Below are 25,867 nucleotides of genomic sequence, written 5' to 3'. Positions count from 1 at the left end.
CAACTCACTCAGACCATCTTTACTATCGGGAGATAACACATCGTGCTCGACGTGAACTTCTTCGACGAGCTTCGGATCGGCCTGGCCACCGCGGATGAGATCCGTCAGTGGTCGCACGGCGAGGTCAAGAAGCCCGAGACGATCAACTACCGGACGCTCAAGCCCGAGCGTGACGGCCTTTTCTGCGAGAAGATCTTCGGTCCCACCCGGGACTGGGAGTGCTACTGCGGTAAGTACAAGCGCGTTCGCTTCAAGGGCATCATCTGCGAGCGGTGTGGCGTCGAGGTCACCCGCTCCAAGGTGCGCCGTGAGCGGATGGGCCACATCGAGCTGGCCGCGCCGGTCACCCACATCTGGTACTTCAAGGGTGTCCCGTCGCGACTCGGCTACCTGCTCGACCTCGCCCCGAAGGACCTGGAGAAGGTCATCTACTTCGCGGCGTACATGATCACCGATGTCGACGACGAGGCGCGGCACCGCGACCTGTCGTCGCTGGAGGGCCGGACCGACGTCGAGCGCAAGCAGCTCGAGAACCGGCGCGACAACGACATCGAAACGCGGATGAAGAAGCTCGAGGAGGACCTGGCGCAGCTCGAGGCCGAGGGCGCCAAGGCCGACGTACGCCGCAAGGTCAAGGAAGGCGCCGAGCGTGAGGTCAAGCAGCTGCGCGACCGTGCGCAGCGCGAGATCGACCGCCTCGACGAGGTCTGGACCCGGTTCAAGAACCTGAAGGTCCAGGACCTGGAGGGCGACGAGATCCTCTACCGCGCCATGAAGGAGCGGTTCGGCAAGTACTTCGAGGGCGCCATGGGTGCCGCCGCGATCCAGCGCCGGCTGGAGACCTTCGACCTGAAGGCCGAGGCGGACAGCCTGCGCGAGACGATCAAGACCGGTAAGGGCCAGCGCAAGACCCGCGCCCTGAAGCGGCTCAAGGTCGTCACCGCGTTCCTGGCGACGAACAACAGCCCGATGGGCATGGTGCTCGACTGCGTCCCGGTGATCCCGCCGGACCTGCGGCCGATGGTTCAGCTCGACGGTGGCCGGTTCGCCACCTCGGACCTGAACGACCTGTACCGCCGGGTGATCAACCGGAACAACCGGCTCAAGCGACTGCTCGACCTGGGCGCGCCGGAGATCATCGTCAACAACGAGAAGCGGATGCTGCAGGAGGCCGTCGACGCACTGTTCGACAACGGTCGCCGTGGTCGTCCGGTCACCGGCCCGGGCAACCGGCCGCTGAAGTCGCTGTCCGACATGCTCAAGGGCAAGCAGGGTCGTTTCCGTCAGAACCTGCTGGGCAAGCGCGTCGACTACTCGGGCCGCTCGGTCATCGTGGTCGGCCCGCAGCTGAAGCTGCACCAGTGCGGTCTGCCGAAGGCGATGGCGCTGGAGCTGTTCAAGCCGTTCGTGATGAAGCGGCTGGTCGACCTCAACCACGCGCAGAACATCAAGTCCGCCAAGCGGATGGTCGAGCGTCAGCGCGCCCAGGTCTGGGACGTGCTGGAAGAGGTCATCACCGAGCACCCGGTCCTGCTCAACCGTGCACCAACCCTGCACCGGCTGGGCATCCAGGCGTTCGAGCCGCAGCTGATCGAGGGCAAGGCGATCCAGATCCACCCGCTCGTCTGCTCCGCGTTCAACGCGGACTTCGACGGTGACCAGATGGCGGTGCACCTGCCGCTGTCGGCCGAGGCGCAGGCCGAGGCCCGGATCCTGATGCTGTCGACCAACAACATCCTGAAGCCGGCCGACGGCCGTCCGGTCACGATGCCGACGCAGGACATGATCATCGGCATCTACTTCCTGACCATGCTGAAGGAAGGCGTGCTGGGCGAGGGCCGGGCGTTCAGCTCGGTGGCCGAGGCGATCATGGCCTTCGACCGCAAGGAGCTGTCGCTGCAGGCCAAGGTCACGCTGCGGCTGAACGAGTCCGGCGTACCGGCCGGCGCGACCGAGCGGCCTGACGGCGGCTTCGCGCTGGAGACGACGCTGGGCCGTGCGCTGTTCAACGAGGCGCTGCCGGCGGACTACCCGTTCGTCGACGTCGAGGTCGGCAAGAAGCAGCTGGGCGGGATCGTCAACGACCTGGCCGAGCGGTACACCAAGGTCGAGGTCGCGAACGCCCTCGACAACCTGAAGGACCTCGGTTTCCGCTGGGCCACCCGTTCGGGTGTCACGGTGTCGATCGACGACTTCAGCACGCCGCCGTCCAAGCCGGAGATCATGGCCCGGTATGAGTCCCAGGCCGAGAAGGTCCAGAAGCAGTTCGAGCGGGGTCTGATCACCTCGTCCGAGCGGCGGCAGGAGCTGATCGAGATCTGGACCGGCGCCAACGCCGAGGTCGGCAAGGCGATGGAGGAGAACTTCGCCAAGGACAACCCGATCTGGATGATGGTCCACTCGGGCGCCCGAGGGAACATGATGCAGATCCGGCAGATCGCCGGTATGCGTGGTCTGGTCGCCAACCCGAAGGGCGAGATCATCGCCCGGCCGATCAAGTCCAACTTCCGCGAGGGCCTGTCGGTGGTCGAGTACTTCATCGCCACCCACGGTGCTCGTAAGGGTCTTGCCGACACCGCGCTGCGGACCGCCGACTCGGGTTACCTGACCCGTCGTCTGGTGGACGTGTCGCAGGACGTCATCATCCGCGAGGAGGACTGCGGCACCGAGCGGGGCCTGCCGAAGCAGATCGGCGAGAAGGACCCGTCCGGCAAGGTCGTGCACGCCGAGAACGTGGAGACCAGCGCGTACGCGCGGACCCTGGCCACCGACGCCCTGGATGCCGACGGCAACGTCGTGCTTGCCGGCGGCGCCGACCTGGGCGACGTGTCGATCGCGAAGCTGGTCGCGGCCGGGATCGAAGAGGTCAAGGTCCGGTCGGTGCTCACCTGTGACGCCAAGACCGGTACCTGTGCGAAGTGCTACGGCCGTTCGCTGGCGACCGGCAAGCCGGTCGACATCGGCGAGGCGGTCGGCATCATCGCGGCCCAGTCCATCGGTGAGCCGGGTACGCAGCTGACGATGCGTACCTTCCACACCGGTGGTGTCGCGGGTGATGACATCACCCACGGTCTGCCGCGTGTGGTCGAGCTCTTCGAGGCCCGTCAGCCCAAGGGCAAGGCGCCGATCTCGGAGGCCGCCGGCCGGATCGCGATCGAGGACACCGACAAGACCCGGAAGCTGGTGCTCACCCCGGACGACGGTTCCGAGGAGGTCGCCTACCCGGTGTCGAAGCGTGGTCGCCTGCTGATCGAGGACGGTCAGCACGTCGAGGTCGGTCAGCAGCTGACGCAGGGTACGCCGGACCCGCAGGAGGTCCTGCGGATCCTCGGCGTACGCAAGGCGCAGGAGCACCTGGTGGACGAGGTCCAGGAGGTGTACCGGTCGCAGGGTGTCGCCATCCACGACAAGCACATCGAGATCATCGTCCGGCAGATGCTGCGCCGGGTCACGGTGATCGAGTCCGGCGAGGCGAACCTGCTGCCGGGTGAGCTCGCGGACCGGATCATGTTCGAGGCGGAGAACCGTCGCGTCGTGGCCGAGGGCGGTACGCCGGCCTCGGGTCGTCCGGTGCTGATGGGCATCACCAAGGCCTCGCTGGCGACCGAGTCGTGGCTGTCGGCCGCCTCCTTCCAGGAGACGACCCGCGTCCTCACCGAGGCCGCGATCCACGGCAAGTCCGACTCGCTGGTCGGTCTGAAGGAGAACGTCATCATCGGCAAGCTGATCCCGGCCGGTACGGGCATGGACCGGTACCGCAACATCCGGGTGGAGCCCACCGAGGAGGCGAAGGCGGCGATGTACTCGATGGTCGGCTACGAGTCGTACGACTACGACTTCGGCCCGTCCAGCGGTCAGTCCGTCCCGCTCGACGACTTCGATCTCGGTTCGTACCAGAACTGATTCGAGTCACTCAGCACGCGGGCGGCACCCCACTCGGGGTGCCGCCCTCGCGGCATTTCCGGACCCTGTTTCAGGGCCGCTGGAAAAGACACTCGGGGTGGGCGCACACAGTGTGCCCGTCATGCGCCAAGATTGGTCCATGACGGATCTGCCGGCCTACCTGCGGCCTTTCGTCTTGGGGGTTCTGGATGGTCCCGATGTACGTGTCGATCGCCTGGGGGAGATCGACCTGTACCGCCCGCCCGGGACCGCCCGAGGCGGTGCAATTCTCTTTGTGCACGGGGGTCCTGGGCCTGCCGGCCTCGAGGTGATGCCTCGGGACTGGCCGGTCTACAAGGGCTACGCGACAGCCGCTGCCAGGCGAGGCCTGGTGGCCGCGGTCGTCGACCACAGCCTGATCCACGGTCTCGACCGACTGGTCGCGGCCGCGGACGAGGTGGAGGCCGCGGTCGGCGTACTGCGTTCCGATCCGCGGGTCGACCCTGATCGGGTCGGTCTGTGGTTCTTCTCCGGCGCCGGCCTGCTGGCCGGGGAGTGGCTGGACAGCCGCCCCGACTGGCTGCGTTTCGTCGCCCTGACCTACCCCCTGCTCGCCACCCCGCCCGGTGTCGACGATTTGGTAACCGCCGCCGAAGTGATCGGCAAACACAAGGACCTGCCGGTGCTGCTGACCAGAGCTGGACTCGAGCGTGAGGAGCTCGCCGGTCCGGTTGCGGAGTTCGTCTCCGCGGGCGGCGCCGCGCTGGACATCATCGACGTACCGAAAGGGCACCACGGGTTCGACATGCTCGACCACACCGAAGAATCACGCGCCGCCGTCACCAAGGCTCTGGACTGGGCGATAGCCCACCTCGGCGAAGAGCCCGGTGCCGACGGCAAGCTCCTCGTCCCACCACCACCGGCCAAGAAGAAGACCACCTCGCCCCGACGGACGCCGTCCGCCGCCAAACCCGCTGTAAAGCCTGCTGCGGCGGTCAAGGAGGCTCCTGCTGAACCCGCTACTCAGCAGACGCTTCCGACCCCCAGGGCCACTCCTACGCCTGCTCCGCTGGCAGACCTGGGGATGGCGACGATCGCAGCCGTCACCGCGGACACCCCGGCGGCCCGGGTGATCAGCCGCGAGCACACCGCCTTCGCCGCGCACGACCTCGAGGGCTTCCTGGCGATGTACTCGCCGACCGCGCGGATCCATCTCGCGGACGGTTCCGAACTGAAGGGCCGCCGGTTCCTGCGCGAGTACTACCGCCCGCGCTTCGACGCCGGCCAGTGCAAGACCGAAGTAGTGCAGCGTCTGATGCTCGGGGAGTGGGTGGTGGAGCACGTGCTGTCGTACGACGACGGCGAGTCCACCGCACTGCTCGGGCTGTACCGGGTCGTCGACGGTCTGATCACCGACGTCGAGTTCCGCGCCTGACGTTCAGCGGACAGGGTCTCTGGAAGCGCTTGCCGCAGGCATTCCAGAGTCCCTGTACACTGAATTGACGGCAGATCCTCCGCCGCGGTCACCTACTCATTTTGACCGTGCTTGAGGCACCCGCTAGTCTTAACGATCGTGCCCGGGGTCTACCTGGGCCGTCATGCGTGCCCCTCGTCCAACGGATCGGGCCGCGTGGCACGGGACTCAGCCGACAGTCTTGAAGATTAAGGCCTCGGTACGCCCGTGCCCACGCGACACACCCGACCGCGGGGGTCAGGCAAAAGCAGCAAACCCAGCCGGACGACAGAAAGAGACCCACGCGGTGCCCACCATTAACCAGCTGGTCCGCAAGGGCCGCCAGGACAAGGTGTCCAAGAACAAGACGCCGGCCCTGAAGGGTTCCCCTCAGCGTCGTGGTGTGTGCACGCGCGTCTACACGACCACCCCGAAGAAGCCGAACTCGGCCCTTCGTAAGGTCGCCCGCGTCCGCCTCACCAGCGGCATCGAGGTCACCGCCTACATTCCGGGCGTCGGCCACAACCTGCAGGAGCACTCGATCGTGCTCGTCCGCGGTGGCCGGGTGAAGGACCTCCCGGGTGTTCGGTACAAGATCATCCGCGGTTCGCTCGACACCCAGGGTGTGAAGAACCGGAAGCAGGCTCGCAGCCTCTACGGCGCGAAGAAGGAGAAGAGCTAATGCCGCGCAAGGGCCCCGCCCCGAAGCGCCCGGTCATCATCGACCCGGTCTACAGTTCGCCGCTCGTCACGCAGTTGATCTCGAAGATCCTGGTCGACGGCAAGAAGCAGATCGCGCAGAGCATCGTGTACAACGCGCTCGAGGGCACTCGCACCAAGACCGGCACCGACCCGGTGATCACGCTGAAGCGTGCGCTGGACAACGTGAAGCCGAGCATCGAGGTGAAGAGCCGCCGCGTCGGTGGAGCCACCTACCAGGTGCCGATCGAGGTCAAGCCGGGTCGCTCGACCACGCTCGCCCTGCGCTGGCTGACGTCGTACTCCCGGGCGCGTCGCGAGAAGACCATGTCCGAGCGCCTGATGAACGAGATCCTGGACGCGTCCAACGGTCTCGGTGCGTCGGTGAAGCGCCGCGAGGACACGCACAAGATGGCCGAAGCCAACAAGGCTTTCGCCCACTACCGCTGGTGATCCGGGGTCCGATCCGGACTCCAGTTTCACCCCTTTGACGCAGTACAGAATCGAGAGGTAGACCACCGAGGTGGCCGTACAAATCACCACCGACCTGGCCAAGGTCCGCAACATCGGGATCATGGCTCACATCGACGCCGGCAAGACGACGACGACCGAGCGGATCCTCTTCTACACCGGTATCACTTACAAGATCGGTGAGGTCCACGACGGCGCCGCCACGATGGACTGGATGGAGCAGGAGCAGGAGCGCGGCATCACCATCACGTCCGCCGCGACGACCTGTGTCTGGAAAGACCACACCATCAACATCATCGACACCCCGGGCCACGTCGACTTCACCGTCGAGGTGGAGCGCTCGCTGCGCGTCCTCGACGGTGCAGTTGCCGTGTTCGACGGTGTGGCCGGCGTCGAGCCGCAGTCCGAGACCGTGTGGCGTCAGGCCGACCGGTACGGCGTACCCCGCATCTGCTTCGTGAACAAGCTGGACCGGACCGGCGCGGAGTTCATGCGCTGCGTCGACATGATCGTCGACCGGCTGGCCGCGGTGCCGCTGGTGCTGCAGCTGCCGATCGGCGCCGAGGCCGACTTCATCGGTGTCGTCGACCTGATCGGGATGCGCGCGCTGACCTGGCGCGGCGAGACCGTGATGGGCGAGGACTACACGGTCGAGGAGATTCCGGCCAGCCACACCGAGATCGCCGCCGAGTGGCGCGACAAGATGATCGAGACCGTGGCCGAGGCCGACGACGAGATCATGGAGCTGTACCTGGAGGGCGAGGAGCCGACCCAGGAGCAGCTGAAGGCCGCCATCCGGCGCGCGACCCTGGCCAGCAAGCTCACCCCGGTGCTGACCGGCACCGCGTTCAAGAACAAGGGCGTCCAGCCCCTGCTCGACGCGGTCAACGACTACCTGCCCAGCCCTGTCGACGTACCGGCCATCGAGGGCCACGACGTCAAGGACCACGACACGGTCGTACTGCGCAAGCCGGACGACAGCGAGCCGTTCTCGGCGCTGGCGTTCAAGATCGCGGCCGACCCGCACCTGGGCAAGCTGACCTTCATCCGGGTGTACTCGGGCAAGCTCGAGACTGGCACCCAGGTGCTGAACCCGACCAAGGGCCGCAAGGAGCGGATCGGCAAGATCTACCGCATGCACGCGAACAAGCGTGAGGAGATCGCGTCGGTCGGCGCCGGCCACATCGTCGCCGTGATGGGTCTGAAGGACACCACCACCGGCGAGACGCTGTGCGACCCGAACAAGCCCGTGCTGCTGGAGTCGATGCAGTTCCCGGCCCCGGTCATCTCGGTCGCCATCGAGCCGAAGTCGAAGGCCGACCAGGAGAAGCTGGGCGTCGCGATCCAGCGCCTGGCCGACGAGGACCCGACCTTCCAGGTCCGGACCGACGACGACACCGGCCAGACGATCATCGCCGGTATGGGCGAGCTGCACCTCGAGGTGCTGGTCGACCGGATGAAGCGCGAGTTCCGGGTCGAGGCGAACGTCGGTAAGCCGCAGGTCGCCTACCGCGAGACCATCAAGAAGAAGGTCGAGAAGGTCGACTACACGCACAAGAAGCAGACCGGTGGTTCGGGTCAGTTCGCGCGTGTGATCATCAGCATCGAGCCGACGTCGGTCGAAGCCGGTGGCGAGGGCGGTTACGAGTTCGTCAACGCCGTCACCGGTGGCCGCATCCCCCGGGAGTACATCCCGTCGGTGGACGAGGGCGCCCAGGAGGCGATGGAGTTCGGCGTACTGGCCGGCTACCCGATGGTCGACGTCAAGGTGACGCTGACCGACGGCGCCTACCACGATGTCGACTCCTCCGAGCTGGCCTTCAAGATCGCCGGTTCGATGGCCTTCAAGGATGCCGCCCGCCGGGCGACTCCGGTCATCCTGGAGCCGATGTTCGCGGTCGAGGTCATCACCCCTGAGGACTACATGGGTGAAGTGATCGGCGACCTCAACTCACGCCGCGGCCAGATCCAGTCGATGGACGAAGGCCCCGGTGGCAGCCGGGCCATCAAGGCCCTGGTGCCGTTGTCCGAGATGTTCGGGTACGTCGGTGACCTGCGGTCCAAGACCCAGGGTCGCGCGTCCTACTCGATGCAGTTCGATTCCTACGCCGAGGTTCCGAAGAACGTGGCGGAAGAGATCATCAAAAAGGCCCGCGGCGAGTAATCTCGCCCCGGACCAACCCACCCACAGCGCGTCGGCGTACGGCGTAAGTCAACATTTTCCAGGAGGGCCCCAGTGGCTAAGGCGAAGTTCGAGCGGACTAAGCCGCACGTCAACATCGGCACCATCGGTCACATCGACCACGGTAAGACCACTCTTACCGCGGCGATCACCAAGGTGCTGCACGACAAGTACCCGACCCTCAACGAGGCGTCGGCCTTCGATCAGATCGACAAGGCGCCGGAAGAGCGTCAGCGCGGTATCACCATCTCCATCGCGCACGTCGAGTACCAGACCGAGGCCCGGCACTACGCCCACGTCGACTGCCCGGGTCACGCGGACTACATCAAGAACATGATCACCGGTGCGGCCCAGATGGACGGTGCGATCCTGGTCGTCGCCGCCACCGACGGCCCGATGCCGCAGACGCGTGAGCACGTGCTGCTCGCCCGTCAGGTCGGCGTGCCGGCGATGGTCGTCGCGCTGAACAAGTGCGACATGGTCGACGACGAGGAGATCCTGGAGCTCGTCGAGCTCGAGGTTCGCGAGCTGCTCTCCGAGCAGGAGTTCGACGGCGACAACGCCCCGATCGTCAAGGTCGCGGCGCACCCGGCACTGCAGGGTGACGCGAAGTGGGGCGAGTCGATCCTCGAGCTGATGGACGCGGTCGACTCCTACATCCCGCAGCCGGTCCGCGAGATCGACAAGCCGTTCCTGATGCCGGTGGAGGACGTCTTCACCATCACCGGTCGCGGCACGGTCATCACCGGCCGGATCGAGCGCGGTGTGGTCAAGATCAACGAGACCGTCGACATCGTCGGCATCCGTCCGGAGAAGCAGACCACCACGGTCACCGGTATCGAGATGTTCCGCAAGCTGCTCGACGAGGGCCAGGCCGGTGAGAACGTCGGTCTGCTGCTCCGTGGTACGAAGCGCGAGGACGTCGAGCGCGGCATGGTCGTGATCAAGCCGGGTACGACCACCCCGCACACCAACTTCGACGCCTCGGTCTACATCCTGTCGAAGGAAGAGGGCGGCCGGCACACGCCGTTCTTCCAGAACTACCGTCCGCAGTTCTACTTCCGGACCACGGACGTCACCGGCGTCGTCACGCTGCCCGAGGGCACCGAGATGGTCATGCCGGGCGACAACACCGACATGTCGGTCGAGCTGATTCAGCCGATCGCCATGGAGGAGGGTCTGAAGTTCGCGATCCGTGAAGGTGGCCGCACCGTCGGCGCCGGCCGGGTCACCAAGATCCTGAAGTGATCTCACGAGGTCCGCGAGGGCTCGCAGTCTGAGCCCCGCGGACCTCTGCTTTGCGGCCCGATCCCACGCTCAGGTGGTGCGGGATCGGGCCCAAAGCCACCCGATTGGCGTTTCGACGTCGATCTCTGGCACAATATTCAGGTTGCTCAGGCGAGGCCGCCGGGGCGCGCCCCAGACTGTCGTCTGGCTGGTGCGCCGGACCGGAGACCATGCCGAGGTTCGGTCCGAGACCGGGCCCCGATCACCACCCCAAGGTCGAAGAAGCGGTTGGTCACGCGCGTGTCCTCTACGCGACACACCCGACCGCGGGGGTCGGAGCAACGCACCGAAAGACGATAGAGAAGGACGAAGCGAAGCGATGGCGGGACAAAAGATCCGCATCCGGCTGAAGGCCTACGACCACGAGGTCATCGACAGCTCGGCACGCAAGATTGTCGACACGGTGACGCGTACTGGTGCGAAGGTTGCTGGCCCGGTGCCGTTGCCGACGGAAAAGAACGTGTTCTGCGTCATCCGCTCGCCGCACAAGTACAAGGACAGCCGCGAGCACTTCGAGATGCGCACCCACAAGCGGCTCATCGACATCATCGACCCCACGCCGAAGACCGTCGACTCGCTGATGCGTCTCGACCTGCCGGCCGGTGTCGACATCGAGATCAAGCTCTGAGGGACGCGAACAGCCAATGAGCACTGTTACCAAGAACACGCGCGGTCTGCTGGGCACCAAGCTCGGCATGACCCAGACCTGGGACGAGAACAACCGAGTCGTCCCCGTCACCGTGATCCAGGCCGGACCCTGTGTCGTCACCGGCGTCCGCACCGCGGACCGGGACGGGTACGACGGCGTCCAGATCGCCTTCGGCGACATCGACCCCCGCAAGGTGAACTCGCCGATGCGAGGCCACTTCGACAAGGCCGGCGTGACGCCGCGGCGCCACCTGCTGGAGCTGCGCACCGCCGACGCCAGCGAGTACACCCTGGGCCAGGAGATCAAGGCCGAGGCCTTCGAGGCCGGTGAGCGGGTCGACGTGTCCGCCACCAGCAAGGGCAAGGGTTTCGCCGGTGTGATGAAGCGGCACGGTTTTCACGGCCTCCGCGCCACCCACGGTGTGCACAAGAAGCACCGCTCGCCGGGCTCCATCGGCGGCTGCGCCACCCCGGGCCGGGTCTTCAAGGGCATGCGGATGGCGGGCCGGATGGGTGGCGAGCAGGTCACCACGCAGAACATTTCCGTGCACGCGATCGACACCGAGCGCGGCCTGATCCTGCTGAAGGGTGCCGTTCCCGGCCCCAAGGGCGGCCTCGTGCTGATCCGCAACTCCGCGAAGGGAGCTGCCAAGTGAGCACCGTCGACGTCGTCGCCGTCAAGGGCGACAAGGTCAGCAAGAAGGGTTCCGCCGAGCTTCCGGCCGAGCTGTTCGACGTCCAGGTCAACATCCCGCTGATCCACCAGGTCGTGGTGGCCCAGCTGGCCGCGGCCCGCCAGGGCACGGCCAAGGCCAAGACCCGGGCCGAGGTGTCCGGCGGTGGCGCCAAGCCGTACCGCCAGAAGGGCACCGGTCGGGCCCGCCAGGGTTCGACCCGCGCGCCGCAGTTCACCGGTGGTGGCGTCGTCCACGGCCCGGTGCCGCGCGACTACAGCCAGCGGACCCCGAAGAAGATGATCGCCGCCGCGCTTCGCGGTGCGTTGTCCGACCGGGCCCGCGACGGCCAGGTGTTCGTGGTCGAGAGCTTCGTGGACGGCGACAAGCCTTCCACCAAGTCGGCCCTGAAGGTGCTGAGCGAGGTGACCGACCCGGGTAAGGCGTTGGTCGTCGTCGACCGCGCCGACGAGCTCACCTGGCTGAGCCTGCGCAACGTGCAGCACGTGCACCTGATCGCGTCCGACCAACTGAACGCGTACGACGTTCTGGTCAGCGACGCGGTCGTGTTCACCAAGGACGCGCTCGACGCCTTCGTCGCCGGCGCGCCCAAGGGCAAGTCCGTCAAGGCCGTCGCGACGTCGACTGAGGCCGAGGAGGTAGAGGCATGAGCCACGGAGTCAACAAGGACCCCCGCGACGTGCTGCTCCGGCCGGTCGTGAGCGAGAAGAGCTACGGCCTGCTGGACGAGCAGAAGTACACGTTCGAGGTCGCACCGGACGCCAACAAGACCGAGATCAAGCTCGCGGTCGAGAAGGTGTTCAAGGTCAAGGTCAACGACGTCAACACACTCAACCGCAAGGGCAAGCGCCGTCGGACCCGGTCCGGCTTCGGCAAGCGCCCGGACACCAAGCGAGCGATCGTGACCCTCAAGGGCGACGACCGTATCGACATCTTCGGAGGCCAGTCGTAATGGGAATCCGCAAGTACAAGCCGACAACGCCGGGCCGTCGTGGCTCGAGCGTGGCCGACTTCGTCGAGCTCACCCGTTCGACCCCCGAGAAGTCGCTGCTGCGTCCGCTGCCGAAGAAGGGCGGCCGGAACAACTCCGGCAAGATCACCACCCGGCACCACGGTGGCGGTCACAAGCGGGCGTACCGGCTGATCGACTTCAAGCGGTACGACAAGGACGGCGTGCCGGCCAAGGTCGCCGAGATCGAGTACGACCCGAACCGCACCGCGCGGATCGCACTGCTGCACTACGTCGACGGCGAGAAGCGCTACATCCTCGCCCCGTCGAACCTGAAGCAGGGCACGATCGTCGAGAACGGTCCGGCCGCCGACATCAAGGTCGGCAACAACCTGCCGCTGCGCAACATCCCGGTCGGTTCCACCATCCACGCGGTCGAGCTGCGGCCGGGCGGTGGCGCCAAGATGGGCCGCTCCGCCGGTACCAGCATCCAGCTGGTCGCGAAGGAAGGCCGGATGGCCACCCTGCGGATGCCGTCGGGCGAGGTCCGGATGGTCGACGTTCGCTGCCGCGCCACCCTCGGTGAGGTCGGCAACGGCGAGCAGTCGAACATCAACTGGGGCAAGGCGGGCCGGATGCGCTGGAAGGGCAAGCGCCCGACCGTCCGCGGTGTCGCGATGAACCCGGTCGACCACCCGCACGGTGGTGGTGAGGGTAAGACCTCGGGTGGTCGCCACCCGGTGTCCCCGTGGGGTCAGCCTGAGGGCCGTACCCGTACCCGCAAGGAAAGCGACCGAATGATCGTCCGGCGCCGCAAGGCCGGCAAGAAGCGCTGATAGGAGCCGGCCAAGATGCCACGCAGTCTGAAGAAGGGCCCGTTCGTCGATCTCCACCTGATGAAGAAGGTGGAGGTGCAGAACGAGAAGGGCACCCACAACGTCATCAAGACCTGGTCCCGCCGATCGATGATCGTGCCGGACATGATCGGCCACACGCTCGCGGTGCACGACGGCCGCAAGCACGTGCCGGTGTTCGTGACGGACTCGATGATCGGGCACAAGCTCGGCGAGTTCGCACCGACCCGGACGTTCAAGGGTCACGAGAAGGACGACCGGAAGTCACGGCGTCGCTGATCCTCAGGGACAGTGACGAAGCGAAAGCAAACTACGGAGAGATTCGAACATCATGAGCGTTCAAGAGCGTAGGGCGATCAGTGCCCGTCGCGAGAGCCTGCTGGGCGAAGAGCCCGGGGCCTTCGCGGTCGCGCGCTTCGTCCGCGTGACGCCGATGAAGGCGCGCCGCGTGGGCGATCTGGTGCGCGGTCTGGGCGTCGACGACGCACTCGCCACTCTGAAGTTCGCCCCGCAGGCCGCTGCCGCGACCGTGTACAAGGTCGTCGACAGCGCCGCGGCGAACGCCGAGGGCACCGAGCACCTGAGCCGGGCCGACCTGGTCGTGACCAAGGTCCTGGTGGACGAGGGACCGACGCTGAAGCGTCACCGCCCGCGTGCCCAGGGCCGGGCCACCCGGATCGACAAGCGGACCAGCCACATCACTGTCGTGGTCACGCCGCGGGTCACCGACGAGCCGGTCGCCAAGGCCCCGGCCAAGAAGACCGCCGCCAAGAAGGCTGCGGACACCGCGGACACGGCGAAGAAGGCCCCCGCCAAGAAGGCAGCCAAGAAGGCTGCCGACACGGTGGAGGCTGCCGAGAAGCCGGCCAAGAAGGCGACCGCCAAGAAGGCCGCCAAGAAGGCCACCGCTGAGAAGAAGGAGTCCTGACGTGGGACAGAAGGTTAACCCGCACGGGTTCCGTCTCGGCATCAGCACCGACCACAAGAGCCGTTGGTACGCCGACAAGCTGTACAAGGACTACGTGGGCGAGGACGTCAAGATCCGCCGCCTGCTGAGCAAGGGCATGGAGCGCGCCGGCATCTCCCGCGTGGAGATCGAGCGCACCCGTGACCGGGTCCGGGTCGACATCCACACGGCTCGTCCGGGCATCGTCATCGGTCGCCGTGGCGCCGAGGCGGACCGGATTCGGGGCAGCCTGGAGGAGCTCACCGGCAAGCAGGTGCAGCTGAACATCCTCGAGGTGAAGAACGCCGAGGTCGACGCTCAGCTGGTCGCACAGGGTGTGGCCGAGCAGCTGTCCGGCCGCGTGGCGTTCCGCCGCGCGATGCGCAAGGCGATGCAGACCACCATGCGTGGCGGCGCCCTGGGCATCCGGATCCAGTGCTCCGGCCGGCTCGGTGGCGCGGAGATGTCGCGGTCGGAGTTCTACCGCGAAGGCCGCGTCCCGCTGCACACGCTGCGGGCCGACATCGACTACGGCTTCTACGAGGCCCGGACGACCTTCGGCCGGATCGGCGTGAAGGTCTGGATCTACAAGGGCGACGTCGCCGGCACCCGCGCCGAGCGCGAGGCGCAGGCCGCCGCCCGGGCCGCTACCCAGCAGCGTGGCCGTCCGGCCCGCCGTGACGGTGGCGACCGTGGTGACCGTGGCGGTCGCGGTGGTGACCGTGGTGGTCGTCGCGACGACCGCCGGGACAACAACAGGCGCGACAACGCGGCGGCGGCTCCGGCTGCTGCCGAGGCCAGCGCCCCGGCGGCCGACAAGCCCGCCGAGACGACCGGAACGGAGAGCTGACCGTGCTCATCCCCCGTAAGGTCAAGCACCGCAAGCAGCACCACCCGGGGCGCTCCGGCGCCGCCAAGGGCGGTACGACGCTGGCATTCGGTGAGTTCGGTATCCAGGCGCTGGAGAACCACTACGTCACCAACCGGCAGATCGAGGCCGCGCGTATTGCGATGACGCGGCACATCAAGCGTGGCGGCAAGGTGTGGATCAACATCTACCCCGACCGTCCGCTGACCAAGAAGCCGGCCGAGACCCGGATGGGTTCCGGTAAGGGTTCGCCGGAGTGGTGGATCGCCAACGTCAAGGCGGGCCGGGTGCTGTTCGAGCTCTCCGGTGTGCCGGAGGACATCGCTCGCGAGGCGCTGCGCCGCGCGATCCACAAGTTGCCGATGAAGTGCCGCTTCATTTCCCGAGAGGCAGGTGAGAACTGATGGCTACCACCGTGACCGCAGCTGAGCTGCGCAACCTCGGCCGGGACGAGCTGATGACCAAGCTCGGTGAAGCCAAGGAGGAGCTGTTCAACCTCCGGTTCCAGGCTGCCACGGGCCAGCTGGAGTCCCACGGCCGGCTGCGCGCCGTCCGTAAGGACATCGCCCGCATCTACACGGTGCTGTCCGAGCGTGCGCTCGGGATCACCGAGGAGGTCGACGCCCCGGTTGCCGAGGCCGAGACCGAGGCCGACGAGCCTGCGGACGACAGTGAGAAGGCGAACGCATGACCGAGAACGCGAAGGACGAGACCGTGAGCACGACGCCCGAGGCGCGCAGCCACCGTAAGACCCGGGTGGGCCTGGTGCTGAGCGACAAGATGGACAAGACCGTCGTGGTCGAGGTCGAGGACCGGGTCAAGCACAAGCTGTACGGCAAGGTCATCCGGCGTACCAGCAAGCTCAAGGCGCACGACGAGCAGAACGCCGCCGGCACCGGCGACCGTGTCCTCCTGATGGAGACCCGGCCGCTGTCGGCGACCAAGCGCTGGCGCATCGTCGAGATCCTCGAGAAGGCGAAGTAGCCCTCCGGGGTCCTGACGGCCCGGCAACCAATCGAAATTATTCGTTCCGCAAGGCTCACGTGAGTGAGAACCAGCGAGACAACCAGGAGATCAACAGATGATCCAGCAGGAGTCGCGACTGAAGGTCGCCGACAACACGGGTGCCAAGGAGATCTTGTGCATCCGCGTTCTCGGTGGCTCCGGTCGGCGCTACGCCGGTGTCGGTGACACGATCGTCGCCACCGTCAAGGACGCGATCCCGGGCGGCGGTGTGAAGAAGGGTGACGTCGTCAAGGCGGTCGTCGTGCGGACCGTGAAGGAGCGCCGGCGTCCGGACGGCTCCTACATCCGCTTCGACGAGAACGCCGCGGTGATCCTGAAGGCCGACGGCGAGCCGCGCGGCACCCGTATCTTCGGGCCGGTCGGCCGGGAGCTGCGGGAGAAGCGGTTCATGAAGATCATCTCGCTCGCTCCGGAGGTGCTCTGAGATGGCTGTCCAGAAGAAGCTGCACGTGAAGAAGGGCGATCAGGTCCGCGTGATCGCCGGTAAGTCCAAGGGCCTCGAGGGCAAGATCATCCAGGTCTTCCCGAACGACGAGAAGGTCATCGTCGAGGGCGTCAACCGGGTGAAGAAGCACACCAAGGTGCAGCAGGCCCAGCGCGGCGGCACCACCGGTGGCATCGTCACCCAGGAAGCCCCGATCCACGTCTCGAACGTGATGCTTCTGGTCGAGGTCGAGAAGGACGGCAAGAAGCAGAAGGTGACCACCCGCGTCGGCTACAACCGCGTCGAGGTGCAGAAGCGGCGCCCCGACGGCTCGACGTACACCGGTTTCCGGAGCGTCCGGGTCGCGCGGCGTACCGGCGAGGAGATCTGATGACCACCGCAGTATCCGAGACCAAGGTTCTTCCGCGGCTCAAGACGAAGTACCGCGAGGAAATCGTCGGCAAGCTGCAGGAGGAGTTCCAGTACGCGAACGTCATGCAGGTGCCCGGGCTCACCAAGATCGTGGTGAACATGGGCGTCGGCGAGGCGGCTCGCGACTCCAAGCTGATCGACGGCGCGGTGAAGGACCTGGCCGCGATCACCGGCCAGAAGGCCCAGGTCACCAAGGCCCGTAAGTCGATCGCGCAGTTCAAGCTGCGCGAGGGGATGCCGATCGGCGCCCACGTGACGCTGCGCGGCGACCGGATGTGGGAGTTCCTGGACCGGCTGCTGGCGCTCGCGCTGCCCCGGATCCGCGACTTCCGCGGTCTGTCCCCGAAGCAGTTCGACGGTACCGGGAACTACACCTTCGGTCTGACCGAGCAGGTGATGTTCCACGAGATCAACCAGGACCGGATCGACCGGGTCCGGGGTATGGACATCACCGTGGTGACCACCGCGAAGAACGACGACGAGGGTCGGGCCCTGCTGCGGGCGCTCGGCTTCCCGTTCAAGGAGAACTGACGTGGCGAAGACAGCACTCAAGGTCAAGCAGGCCCGGAAGCCGAAGTTCGCGGTGCGTGGCTACACGCGCTGCCAGCGCTGCGGCCGGCCGAAGGCGGTCTTCCGCAAGTTCGGCCTGTGCCGGATCTGCCTGCGGGAGATGGCGCACCGGGGCGAGCTGCCCGGTGTGACCAAGTCCAGCTGGTGACCGTCTCCACCTCCGAACTTCTCCCTATTCATTATCTAGTCACCGTAGGTCGCCGAGCGGCGAAACCACGGCGGGAAAGAGGCCCCAGGCCATGACGATGACCGACCCGATCGCAGACATGTTGACGCGTCTGCGGAACGCCAACCAGGCGTACCACGAGTCGACCGCGATGCCGTACAGCAAGATCAAGCAGGGTATCGCCGACATTCTCCAGCAGGAGGGCTACATCGCCTCCTACAAGGTGGAGGAGCCCAAGGAGGGCGCCGTCGGCAAGACCCTGACTGTCGACCTGAAGTTCGGCCCGAGCCGGGAGCGCTCCATTGCGGGCGTACGCCGGATCAGCAAGCCGGGCCTGCGGGTCTACGCGAAGTCGACCAACCTGCCCAAGGTCCTCGGCGGACTGGGAGTCGCGATCATCTCGACGTCCCAGGGACTGCTGACCGACCGTCAGGCCAAGAACAAGGGCGTCGGCGGGGAAGTCCTCGCCTACGTCTGGTGACGAAGAACCGGAAGGAGGACCACTGAAATGTCTCGCATCGGTAAGCTCCCGGTCACGGTCCCGTCCGGCGTCGACGTCACGATCGACGGCCAGACGGTCACGGTGAAGGGTCCGAAGGGTCAGCTCTCGCACGTCGTGGCTGAGCCCATCGTGGTCAACCGGGACGAGGACGGCACCATCGCCGTCTCCCGTCCGGACGACCAGCGCAAGAGCAAGGAACTGCACGGCCTGTCCCGCACGCTGATCGCCAACCTGGTGACCGGCGTGACGGAGGGCTACGAGAAGAAGCTCGAGATCGTCGGCGTCGGGTACCGCGTCCTGTCCAAGGGACCGACCCAGCTGGAGTTCTCGCTCGGGTACAGCCACACCATCACGGTGGACGCGCCGGAAGGCATCACGTTCAACGTGGAGGCGCCGACCCGCTTCTCCGTGCAGGGCATCGACAAGCAGTCCGTCGGCGAGGTCGCCGCCAACATCCGCAAGCTGCGTAAGCCCGAGCCGTACAAGGGCAAGGGTGTGCGGTACGCCGGCGAGCAGGTGCGCCGCAAGGTCGGAAAGGCTGGTAAGTAACCATGGCGATCGGACTGCGTCCGCACAAGCACTCCGCCAAGACGACGGCCTCCCGGCTGCGTCGGCAGATCCGGGTCCGGAAGAAGATCAACGGCACGGCCGACCGGCCGCGACTGGTGGTCAGCAAGTCGTCGAAGCACCTGTTCGCACAGGTCATCGACGACGTGGCCGGCAAGACGCTGGTCTCGGCTTCCACGATGGAGGCCGACCTGCGTGGCACGGAGGCGAACAAGACCGACAAGGCCAAGACCGTCGGCGGCTTGATCGCCGACCGGGCCAAGGCTGCCGGCATCGACTCGGTCGTGTTCGACCGGGCCGGGAACAAGTACCACGGCCGCATCGCGGCACTGGCTGACGCCGCCCGCGAGGGCGGGCTCGGCTTCTGACATGGCGACAAGGGAAGAAGGTAACTCGAAATGAGCGGAGGCCAACAGCGTCGCGGAGGCGGCGCCGGTGGTGATCGCCGTGGCCGCGACGGGGGTCGCGGTCAGCAGGCGGACAAGACCGCCTACATCGAGAAGGTGGTAGCCATCAACCGGGTCGCCAAGGTCGTGAAGGGTGGTCGGCGCTTCAGCTTCACCGCCCTCGTGGTCGTCGGCGACGGAGATGGCACCGTAGGTGTGGGTTACGGCAAGGCCAAGGAGGTGCCCGCGGCGATCGCCAAGGGTGTCGAGGAGGCCAAGAAGTCGTTCTTCAAGGTGCCGAGGATCCAAGGCACCATTCCGCATCCGGTCCAGGGCGAGAAGGCCGCAGGCGTTGTCATGCTGCGTCCGGCCGCTCCCGGTACCGGTGTGATCGCGGGTGGCTCGGCACGCGCCGTACTGGAGTGCGCCGGGATCCACGACATCCTCAGCAAGTCGCTGGGCTCGTCCAACTCCATCAACGTGGTGCACGCCACGGTGGCGGCGCTGCGCAGCCTGGAGACGCCGGAGGCCGTGGCCGCGCGCCGTGGTCTGCCGGTCGAGCACGTCGCTCCGGCGGCCCTGCTGAAGGCGCGGGCGGAGGCGGCTTCCTGATGGCACGCTTGAAGGTGACCCAGACCCGTTCCGGCATCGGTGGCAAGCAGAACCAGCGGGACACGCTGCGCACCCTGGGCGTCAAGCGGATCGGCGACACCGCCGTCCACGAGGACAAGCCCGAGGTTCGCGGTATGGTCCGCGCGGTTCGCCACCTCATCACCGTCGAGGAGGTCGACTGACATGGCGCTCAAGGTTCATCACCTGCGTCCGGCGCCCGGTGCCAAGACCGCCAAGACCCGTGTGGGTCGTGGTGAAGGCAGCAAGGGCAAGACGGCCGGCCGCGGTACCAAGGGCAGCAAGGCCCGTAACAACATCCCCGAGTGGTTCGAGGGTGGCCAGATGCCGCTGCACATGCGGCTTCCGAAGCTCAAGGGCTTCAAGAGCAGGAACCGGGTGGAGTTCCAGGTCGTTAACCTGGACAAGCTCGGACAACTGTTTCCCGAGGGTGGCGAGGTCGGCGTAGCCGAGCTGGTCGCCAAGGGTGCGGTCCGCCGCGGTCAGCCGGTCAAGGTACTGGGTGACGGCGAGCTGACCGTGGCACTGCAGGTCTCGGCACACAAGTTCTCCAAGTCCGCCACGGACAAGATCCAGGCGGCTGGGGGGACCACGACCGAGGTGTGACACGAGGTCCAGGGCTCGTAACGCCCGGTGCTTGATATCCTGCGCCGGTCGGACGAGCCCTGGCTCGTCTCTTGCCCAGCGGCTTAGCTAGGCCCCTGCCGTGCCCGCGGCGAGGGAAACTTGTGGGAGGACAGGGTGTTAGGCGCCTTTGCCAACGCGTTCAAGACTCCGGACCTGCGCCGGAAGATCTTGTTCGTGCTATTCATCGTCGTGATCTTCCGGATCGGCTCTGTCGTGCCGGCACCGGGCGTCAACGTTCAGTCTCTGCACACGTGTATCAAGATTTCCCAGGGTGGCCAGAACGCCAACCTGTACAACTTGATCAACCTGTTCTCCGGCGGAGCACTGCTGCAGCTCGCGATCTTCGCGCTCGGCATCATGCCGTACATCACCGCCAGCATCATTCTGCAGCTGCTCACCGTGGTCATCCCGCGGCTGGAGTCGCTGAAGAAGGAGGGCCAGGCGGGGCAGTCCAAGATCACCCAGTACACCCGGTTCCTGACCGTTGGTCTGGCGATCCTGCAGTCCACCGCGTTCGTGGCCCTCGCCCGGACGCCGGGCCGGCTGTTCCAGGGCTGCACCGAGCCGCTGCTCTACAAGGACGACTGGTTCACCGTCTCGGTGATGGTGCTGACCATGACCGCCGGCACCGGCATCATCATGTGGCTCGGTGAGCTGATCACCGACCGTGGTGTCGGTAACGGTATGTCGATCCTGATCTTCACCCAGATCGTCGCCACCTTCCCGACCCAGCTGTGGAGCATCCGCAAGCAGAAGGGCATCACCACGTTCGTCGTGGTGATCGCCATCGGGTTGGTGATCATGGCCGCGGTCATCTTCATCGAGCAGGCCCAGCGCCGGATCCCGGTGCAGTACGCGAAGCGCATGGTCGGACGGAAGATGTTCGGCGGCACGTCGACGTACATCCCGCTGAAGGTCAACCAGGCCGGCGTCATCCCGGTGATCTTCGCGTCCAGCCTGCTGTATCTCCCCGTCCTGGTCAGTCAGTTCCAGCAAGGCAAGAGCTGGTCCAACTGGATCCAGGGCAACTTGGTCAAGGGCGACCACCCGATCTACATGGTGACGTACGTCGCCCTGATCATCTTCTTCACGTACTTCTACGTCTCGATCACCTTCAACCCGAAGGAGGTCGCGGACAACATGAAGAAGTACGGCGGCTTCATCCCGGGCATCCGGGCGGGGCGGCCGACCGAGGAATACCTGAAGTACGTGTTGGACCGCATCACGCTGCCCGGCGCGATCTACCTCGCGGCGATCTCGATGATCCCGCTGGTCGCTCTCGTCCTGCTGAACGCGAGCCAGAACTTCCCGTTCGGTGGTACGTCGATCCTGATCATGGTCGGCGTCGGACTGGACACGGTGAAGCAGATCGAGTCTCAGCTGCAGCAGCGAAACTACGAAGGGTTCCTGCGCTGATGAGATTGTTGCTGATGGGTCCGCCCGGGGCGGGCAAGGGCACGCAGGCAAAGGTGCTTGCGGATCGCCTGAATATCCCGGCCGTGTCCACCGGCGACATCTTCCGTGCGAACGTGAAGGACGAGACGCCGCTGGGTGTCGAGGCCAAGCGGTACATGGATGCCGGCGACTACGTCCCGGACGAGATCACGAACTCGATGGTGCGCGACCGGCTGTCCGAGGCCGACGCCGGCGAGGGCTTCCTGCTCGACGGGTACCCGCGGACGGTGGCCCAGGTGGGCACGCTGGACGAGATCCTGGCCGACCACGGCCACAAGCTGGATGCCGTGGTCGCGCTGGTCGCCGACATCGACGTACTGGTCGAGCGGATGACGAAGCGGGCGCACATCGAGGGCCGGACCGACGACTCCGAAGAGGTCGTCCGGCACCGGCAGGACGTCTACGCCGCCGAGACCAAGCCGCTGCTGCAGGTGTACGCCGAGCGCGGCCTGCTGGTCGAGGTGGACGGCGTCGGCGAGATCGACGAGGTCAGCGAGCGCGTGCTGGCGGCGCTCAAGACCGTCACGGAGTAGCGACCGATGATGTTCAAGGACCGCGGGATCGAGATCAAGACCCGCGAGCAGATTCTGGCCATGCGGAAGGCCGGCCTGGTGGTCGGCCGCACGCTGGAGCTGCTCCGCGGGTCGGTCCGGGCCGGCATCACCACCGGCGAGTTGGACGCGATCGCCGAGGACAACATCCGGTCCTCCGGCGCGACCCCGTCGTTCAAGGGGTACCACGGCTTCACCGGCTCGATCTGTGCCTCGGTGAACGACGAGATCGTGCATGGCATCCCGGGGGACCGGGTGCTCGCCGACGGCGACCTGATCTCGATCGACTGCGGTGCGATCGTGGACGGCTGGCACGGCGACGCCGCGATCACCGTGCCGGTCGGGCAGGTCGACGACGAGCTGCTCGAGCTGGCCCGGATCTGTTCCGAGTCGATGTGGCGCGGGTTCGCGGCCGCTCGGCTCGGCGGGCGGCTGACGGATATCTCGGCTGCGGTCGAGACGTACGTTCGCGCCAACTCGTCGTACGGGATCGTCGAGGACTTCGTCGGGCACGGGATCGGCTCGGCCATGCACCAGCCGCCGAACGTGCCGAACTTCGGCCGCCCGGGCCGCGGCCCGAAGCTGATCGAGGGGATGGCGCTCGCCGTCGAGCCGATGCTCACGCTCGGCAAGCAGGACAACCACACGCTCGAGGACGACTGGACCGTCGTCACCGACGACGGCCGGTCCGCCGCGCACACAGAGCACACGTTCACTCTCACTCCGCAAGGACCGTGGGTGCTGACCGCGCTCGACGGCGGCGAAGCGAAGCTGTCCGAGCTTGGCGTCAAGTTCGGCGCACTGGCTGATTGACGGACCCTGCGGGTCCACCCGTTGGGGGACGCGAAGCGGACCGTAGCTGAGGCACACTTGAGACATGCCTCAGTACCAGCCGTACCAGCGTTTCACCGAAGCCGACCGCGACAAGATCGCCGGGCGGTTGCGGGACGCGTTCGCGGACGGCCGGCTGGACCAGCCCGAGTTCTCCACCCGCCTCGACAAGCTCTACACCGTGCAGACCTACGGCGAGCTCGAGCCGCTGGTGCGTGACCTGCCGCCGGTGCGGACCTACCAGACGCCGGCAGCGGTGCAGGACGTCAAGCCGGCGCCCGAGCCGGGCAACTTCCCGGAGCGGAAGAAGGACAACCGGCCGCACAAGCACCCGTTCGCTGCCGCAGGCGGTTTCACCGGGGTCGTGCTGGTCAACGTGGTGATCTGGTTCGTGATCGGGCTCGGCAACGGCGGGCACTGGCCGAGCTTCTGGCCGGTCTGGCTGCTGATTCCCTGGGCGATCATCGCCCTCGGCGGCCTCGGCAGGCGCCGTTGACGTCGGCCCCGGTGCGGGCGGACTGGTCGTGGCAGCTGCACCAGGGCGCCGCGGTCGTCTACGTCATCTGGTTCGCCGTCGCCGTACCGCTGGCGGTCGCCGGACTGCTGCTGGAGCCGCGCTGGGTGGGCTGGATGGTGCTGGCCTGGTTCCTGGTGCTGATCGTCTTCACGCTGGCTCTGCGGGTCGGTGACAGCCGCCGCCGGAGGTCGTGGGCCGAAGCGGCGGCGGAGCAGGGCTGGCGGCTCAGCGCGTCGGGCCCGGAGCTGCGGGATCGTTGGCCGTTCCCACCGTTCGACGGCGATCCCCGGGCCCAGGTCATCGACGTGACCACCGGCCGGCATCGGGGCCGGGAGTTCTGGACCGGGCGCTTCCGCCACAAGGTACGGCGGCGTGACCTGGGCTTCGACTTCCTCGATCTGCAGGTGGATCGACCACTGCCGCCGCTCCAGGTGCTGCCCGCCGGACTGGCCCCGGTGGCCGCGGCGAGCTTCCTGCCCTTGAAGCTCACGGTCCCCGACCTGCAGGCGCAGTACCAGCTGTTCAACGGCCGCGAGGACCACGCGATGGCCGTTCTGCACCCGCGAGCGGTCGAGGCTTTGGCCGATGTGCCGCCCTTCGGCTTCAGCTGCGAGGGCCGCCGTTTCGTCGCGATCCTCCCGGCGTACCGCGAATCCGTCACTGCGCTCGCGCAGCTGAACGCAGCCTGTGATCTTCTGGACCTGATGCCCGAACAAATCTGGCGCGAAGGCGAGCAGTGGGCCGCTACCGAGCACTGACCGGGTCTCGATTGGGTTTCGGATGGGTGACTGGCGTACACTTATTCCTTGGCTGTTTGTAGCCATAGTCAGTCACGTCTACAGAAGTGCGAGGACATGCCCAAAAAAGAGGGAGTCATCGAACTCGAGGGCACCATCGTCGAGGCGCTGCCGAACGCGATGTTCCGTGTTGAGCTGTCCAACGGGCACAAGGTGCTCGCGCACATCAGCGGCAAGATGAGGCAGCACTACATCCGGATCCTTCCCGAGGACCGGGTCGTCGTCGAGCTGTCGCCGTACGACCTCACCAGAGGTCGGATCGTCTATCGGTACAAGTAACGACCACCAACACCTGTCGAAGAAAGTAGCTCGATGAAGGTCAATCCGAGCGTCAAGAAGATCTGCGACAAGTGCAAGGTGATCCGCCGTCACGGCCGGGTCATGGTGATCTGCGAGAACCCGCGGCACAAGCAGCGGCAGGGCTGATTTCAGCCCGAACGCAGGACACAGCACTTTCGCACCACAGCGCGCATGCTCGTGCGGTCCACGGACCGTACGTCGCCCCTGGAACAGAGGCCGGGGCCTTGCCGGTGAAGCACAAGCGAATCACCGAGGCGGGCAAGGACGCAGCGCGCCACCACACCTCTGCTGACGAAAGGAACACCGCCACATGGCACGCCTCGTAGGAGTCGACCTGCCGCGCGACAAGCGCATCGAGGTCGCTCTCACCTACATCTTCGGTGTAGGTCGTACTCGCGCCCTGAAGACGCTCGAAGCCACCGGGATCTCCGGTGACAAGCGCGTCCACGAACTGGGCGACGAAGAACTGGTCAAGCTCCGGGACTTCATCGAAGGCAACTACAAGATCGAGGGTGACCTCCGTCGCGAGGTGACCGCGGACATCCGCCGCAAGATCGAGATCGGGTCGTACCAGGGTCGCCGGCACCGCAGCGGGCTTCCGGTGCGCGGTCAGCGCACGCGGACCAACGCCCGTAGCCGCAAGGGCCGCCGTAAGGCGATCGCCGGCAAGAAGAAGAAGTGACCCGGATGACTTTCGACCACCCCAGGAGCAACTGACCTATGCCTCCCAAGAGCCGCAGCGCGGCCGGCGCGAAGAAGGTGCGCCGCAAGGAGAAGAAGAACGTGGCCGCCGGCCACGCGCACATCAAGAGCACGTTCAACAACACGATCGTGACGATCACCGACCCGACCGGCGCGGTCATCTCGTGGGCTTCCGCGGGAACCGTCGGCTTCAAGGGTTCGCGCAAGTCGACCCCGTTCGCCGCGCAGATGGCAGCCGAGGCTGCCGGCCGGCGCGCGATGGAGCACGGCATGCGCAAGATCGACGTCTTCGTCAAGGGTCCCGGCTCCGGCCGTGAGACCGCGATCCGTTCGCTGGGTGCCGTCGGCCTCGAGGTCGGCACCATCCAGGACGTCACCCCAGTCGCCCACAACGGATGCCGCCCGCCCAAGCGGCGCCGGGTCTGATCCCAGAGAGAGGAAGGTAGCGAA

36 protein-coding genes are annotated in these 25,867 nt (G+C 66.5%); all 36 read left to right on the top strand.

Annotated elements, in window-relative coordinates; all coding sequences use genetic code 11:
• The first annotated feature begins 42 nt into the window (after positions 1 to 42).
• The 36 genes from EV650_RS18245 to rpsK all read left to right on the top strand — a co-directional run bounded on the left by EV650_RS18245 (position 43) and on the right by rpsK (position 25,843).
• A complete protein-coding gene (locus EV650_RS18245) occupies positions 43 to 3,903 on the top strand; it encodes a DNA-directed RNA polymerase subunit beta' (RefSeq protein WP_134120257.1) in 3,861 nt (1,286 codons plus the stop codon).
• Between the two features lie 139 nt (positions 3,904 to 4,042).
• Positions 4,043 to 5,317 carry a nuclear transport factor 2 family protein gene (locus EV650_RS18240; RefSeq protein ID WP_134120256.1) on the top strand — a complete coding sequence of 425 codons (1,275 nt, stop codon included), beginning with the start codon at positions 4,043 to 4,045 and terminating at the stop codon, positions 5,315 to 5,317.
• Between the two features lie 325 nt (positions 5,318 to 5,642).
• On the top strand, positions 5,643 to 6,017 hold the full coding sequence (gene rpsL / locus EV650_RS18235) for a 30S ribosomal protein S12 (RefSeq protein ID WP_130384649.1): 375 nt from the start codon (positions 5,643 to 5,645) through the stop codon (positions 6,015 to 6,017).
• Entirely contained in the window at positions 6,017 to 6,487 is a 471-nt protein-coding gene (rpsG, locus tag EV650_RS18230) for a 30S ribosomal protein S7 (RefSeq protein ID WP_130384648.1), read from the top strand. Before rpsL ends, rpsG begins: the two co-directional genes overlap by 1 nt.
• 121 nt (positions 6,488 to 6,608) lie before the next feature.
• Positions 6,609 to 8,669: an elongation factor G gene (fusA, locus tag EV650_RS18225; RefSeq protein WP_238174557.1), complete on the top strand. Its 2,061-nt coding sequence runs from the start codon at positions 6,609 to 6,611 to the stop codon at positions 8,667 to 8,669.
• A gap of 72 nt (positions 8,670 to 8,741) precedes the next feature.
• Entirely contained in the window at positions 8,742 to 9,935 is a 1,194-nt protein-coding gene (gene tuf / locus EV650_RS18220; protein WP_134120254.1) for an elongation factor Tu, read from the top strand.
• A 358-nt stretch (positions 9,936 to 10,293) separates the two neighbouring features.
• On the top strand, positions 10,294 to 10,602 hold the full coding sequence (rpsJ, locus tag EV650_RS18215) for a 30S ribosomal protein S10 (RefSeq protein WP_012923688.1): 309 nt from the start codon (positions 10,294 to 10,296) through the stop codon (positions 10,600 to 10,602).
• A 16-nt stretch (positions 10,603 to 10,618) separates the two neighbouring features.
• Positions 10,619 to 11,278, top strand: coding sequence for a 50S ribosomal protein L3 (rplC, locus tag EV650_RS18210; RefSeq protein ID WP_134120253.1), 660 nt, complete (start codon positions 10,619 to 10,621; stop codon positions 11,276 to 11,278).
• A complete protein-coding gene (gene rplD, locus EV650_RS18205) occupies positions 11,275 to 11,967 on the top strand; it encodes a 50S ribosomal protein L4 (protein ID WP_134120252.1) in 693 nt (230 codons plus the stop codon). Before rplC ends, rplD begins: the two co-directional genes overlap by 4 nt.
• Complete coding sequence (gene rplW, locus EV650_RS18200; RefSeq protein ID WP_134120251.1) at positions 11,964 to 12,269, top strand: 50S ribosomal protein L23; 306 nt, start codon at positions 11,964 to 11,966, stop codon at positions 12,267 to 12,269. Before rplD ends, rplW begins: the two co-directional genes overlap by 4 nt.
• Complete coding sequence (rplB, locus tag EV650_RS18195) at positions 12,269 to 13,102, top strand: 50S ribosomal protein L2 (RefSeq protein ID WP_134120250.1); 834 nt, start codon at positions 12,269 to 12,271, stop codon at positions 13,100 to 13,102. Before rplW ends, rplB begins: the two co-directional genes overlap by 1 nt.
• A gap of 15 nt (positions 13,103 to 13,117) precedes the next feature.
• Positions 13,118 to 13,399, top strand: a complete 282-nt coding sequence (gene rpsS, locus EV650_RS18190; RefSeq protein ID WP_134120249.1) for a 30S ribosomal protein S19 — start codon at positions 13,118 to 13,120, stop codon at positions 13,397 to 13,399.
• A gap of 52 nt (positions 13,400 to 13,451) precedes the next feature.
• Complete coding sequence (gene rplV / locus EV650_RS18185) at positions 13,452 to 14,048, top strand: 50S ribosomal protein L22 (RefSeq protein ID WP_134120248.1); 597 nt, start codon at positions 13,452 to 13,454, stop codon at positions 14,046 to 14,048.
• Between the two features lies 1 nt (position 14,049).
• Positions 14,050 to 14,916, top strand: a complete 867-nt coding sequence (rpsC, locus tag EV650_RS18180; RefSeq protein WP_134120247.1) for a 30S ribosomal protein S3 — start codon at positions 14,050 to 14,052, stop codon at positions 14,914 to 14,916.
• A gap of 2 nt (positions 14,917 to 14,918) precedes the next feature.
• Complete coding sequence (rplP, locus tag EV650_RS18175) at positions 14,919 to 15,338, top strand: 50S ribosomal protein L16 (protein ID WP_134120246.1); 420 nt, start codon at positions 14,919 to 14,921, stop codon at positions 15,336 to 15,338.
• A complete protein-coding gene (rpmC, locus tag EV650_RS18170) occupies positions 15,338 to 15,625 on the top strand; it encodes a 50S ribosomal protein L29 (protein WP_134120245.1) in 288 nt (95 codons plus the stop codon). Before rplP ends, rpmC begins: the two co-directional genes overlap by 1 nt.
• Entirely contained in the window at positions 15,622 to 15,918 is a 297-nt protein-coding gene (gene rpsQ / locus EV650_RS18165) for a 30S ribosomal protein S17 (RefSeq protein WP_134120244.1), read from the top strand. The genes rpmC and rpsQ overlap by 4 nt, the downstream gene beginning before the upstream one ends.
• Before the next feature lie 97 nt (positions 15,919 to 16,015).
• Positions 16,016 to 16,384, top strand: coding sequence for a 50S ribosomal protein L14 (gene rplN / locus EV650_RS18160; protein ID WP_012923677.1), 369 nt, complete (start codon positions 16,016 to 16,018; stop codon positions 16,382 to 16,384).
• 1 nt (position 16,385) lies between these two features.
• Positions 16,386 to 16,775, top strand: a complete 390-nt coding sequence (rplX, locus tag EV650_RS18155) for a 50S ribosomal protein L24 (protein WP_134120243.1) — start codon at positions 16,386 to 16,388, stop codon at positions 16,773 to 16,775.
• The gene (gene rplE / locus EV650_RS18150) at positions 16,775 to 17,347 is read left to right on the top strand and encodes a 50S ribosomal protein L5 (RefSeq protein WP_134120242.1); all 573 of its coding nucleotides are present in this window, start codon (positions 16,775 to 16,777) and stop codon (positions 17,345 to 17,347) included. The genes rplX and rplE overlap by 1 nt, the downstream gene beginning before the upstream one ends.
• A 1-nt stretch (position 17,348) precedes the next feature.
• Complete coding sequence (locus EV650_RS18145) at positions 17,349 to 17,534, top strand: type Z 30S ribosomal protein S14 (RefSeq protein ID WP_012923674.1); 186 nt, start codon at positions 17,349 to 17,351, stop codon at positions 17,532 to 17,534.
• Positions 17,535 to 17,625: 91 nt separating this feature from the next.
• Positions 17,626 to 18,033, top strand: a complete 408-nt coding sequence (gene rpsH / locus EV650_RS18140; RefSeq protein WP_134120241.1) for a 30S ribosomal protein S8 — start codon at positions 17,626 to 17,628, stop codon at positions 18,031 to 18,033.
• 27 nt (positions 18,034 to 18,060) lie between these two features.
• Positions 18,061 to 18,603, top strand: a complete 543-nt coding sequence (gene rplF, locus EV650_RS18135; protein ID WP_134120240.1) for a 50S ribosomal protein L6 — start codon at positions 18,061 to 18,063, stop codon at positions 18,601 to 18,603.
• Between the two features lie 2 nt (positions 18,604 to 18,605).
• A complete protein-coding gene (gene rplR / locus EV650_RS18130; protein ID WP_134120239.1) occupies positions 18,606 to 18,989 on the top strand; it encodes a 50S ribosomal protein L18 in 384 nt (127 codons plus the stop codon).
• 30 nt (positions 18,990 to 19,019) lie between these two features.
• On the top strand, positions 19,020 to 19,619 hold the full coding sequence (gene rpsE, locus EV650_RS18125; RefSeq protein WP_134120238.1) for a 30S ribosomal protein S5: 600 nt from the start codon (positions 19,020 to 19,022) through the stop codon (positions 19,617 to 19,619).
• Entirely contained in the window at positions 19,619 to 19,801 is a 183-nt protein-coding gene (rpmD, locus tag EV650_RS18120; RefSeq protein WP_020388092.1) for a 50S ribosomal protein L30, read from the top strand. Before rpsE ends, rpmD begins: the two co-directional genes overlap by 1 nt.
• 1 nt (position 19,802) lies before the next feature.
• Positions 19,803 to 20,243: a 50S ribosomal protein L15 gene (rplO, locus tag EV650_RS18115; protein WP_130441472.1), complete on the top strand. Its 441-nt coding sequence runs from the start codon at positions 19,803 to 19,805 to the stop codon at positions 20,241 to 20,243.
• A gap of 135 nt (positions 20,244 to 20,378) precedes the next feature.
• Positions 20,379 to 21,680 (top strand): preprotein translocase subunit SecY, encoded by a 1,302-nt coding sequence (gene secY / locus EV650_RS18110; protein WP_134120237.1) that lies wholly within the window; start codon positions 20,379 to 20,381, stop codon positions 21,678 to 21,680.
• Positions 21,680 to 22,252, top strand: coding sequence for an adenylate kinase (locus EV650_RS18105; RefSeq protein ID WP_202874750.1), 573 nt, complete (start codon positions 21,680 to 21,682; stop codon positions 22,250 to 22,252). Before secY ends, EV650_RS18105 begins: the two co-directional genes overlap by 1 nt.
• A 6-nt stretch (positions 22,253 to 22,258) precedes the next feature.
• The gene (gene map, locus EV650_RS18100; protein ID WP_134120236.1) at positions 22,259 to 23,083 is read left to right on the top strand and encodes a type I methionyl aminopeptidase; all 825 of its coding nucleotides are present in this window, start codon (positions 22,259 to 22,261) and stop codon (positions 23,081 to 23,083) included.
• A gap of 64 nt (positions 23,084 to 23,147) precedes the next feature.
• A complete protein-coding gene (locus EV650_RS18095; RefSeq protein WP_134120235.1) occupies positions 23,148 to 23,597 on the top strand; it encodes a DUF1707 SHOCT-like domain-containing protein in 450 nt (149 codons plus the stop codon).
• A complete protein-coding gene (locus tag EV650_RS18090; protein WP_134120234.1) occupies positions 23,594 to 24,376 on the top strand; it encodes a type III secretion system chaperone family protein in 783 nt (260 codons plus the stop codon). Before EV650_RS18095 ends, EV650_RS18090 begins: the two co-directional genes overlap by 4 nt.
• Positions 24,377 to 24,472: 96 nt before the next feature.
• A complete protein-coding gene (infA, locus tag EV650_RS18085) occupies positions 24,473 to 24,694 on the top strand; it encodes a translation initiation factor IF-1 (RefSeq protein WP_012923661.1) in 222 nt (73 codons plus the stop codon).
• A 33-nt stretch (positions 24,695 to 24,727) separates the two neighbouring features.
• Positions 24,728 to 24,841 carry a 50S ribosomal protein L36 gene (gene rpmJ / locus EV650_RS18080; RefSeq protein WP_008361054.1) on the top strand — a complete coding sequence of 38 codons (114 nt, stop codon included), beginning with the start codon at positions 24,728 to 24,730 and terminating at the stop codon, positions 24,839 to 24,841.
• A 184-nt stretch (positions 24,842 to 25,025) separates the two neighbouring features.
• Entirely contained in the window at positions 25,026 to 25,397 is a 372-nt protein-coding gene (rpsM, locus tag EV650_RS18075; protein WP_020388083.1) for a 30S ribosomal protein S13, read from the top strand.
• Between the two features lie 38 nt (positions 25,398 to 25,435).
• Entirely contained in the window at positions 25,436 to 25,843 is a 408-nt protein-coding gene (rpsK, locus tag EV650_RS18070) for a 30S ribosomal protein S11 (RefSeq protein ID WP_130384622.1), read from the top strand.
• The last annotated feature ends 24 nt before the right edge of the window (positions 25,844 to 25,867 follow it).

The sequence above is a fragment of the Kribbella kalugense genome (assembly GCF_004365875.1).
In the GTDB taxonomy this organism is placed as follows: Bacteria; Actinomycetota; Actinomycetes; order Propionibacteriales; family Kribbellaceae; genus Kribbella; species Kribbella kalugense.
Note: the sequence above shows the minus strand (reverse complement) of the source record. Positions and strands in the feature narration are given on the sequence as shown.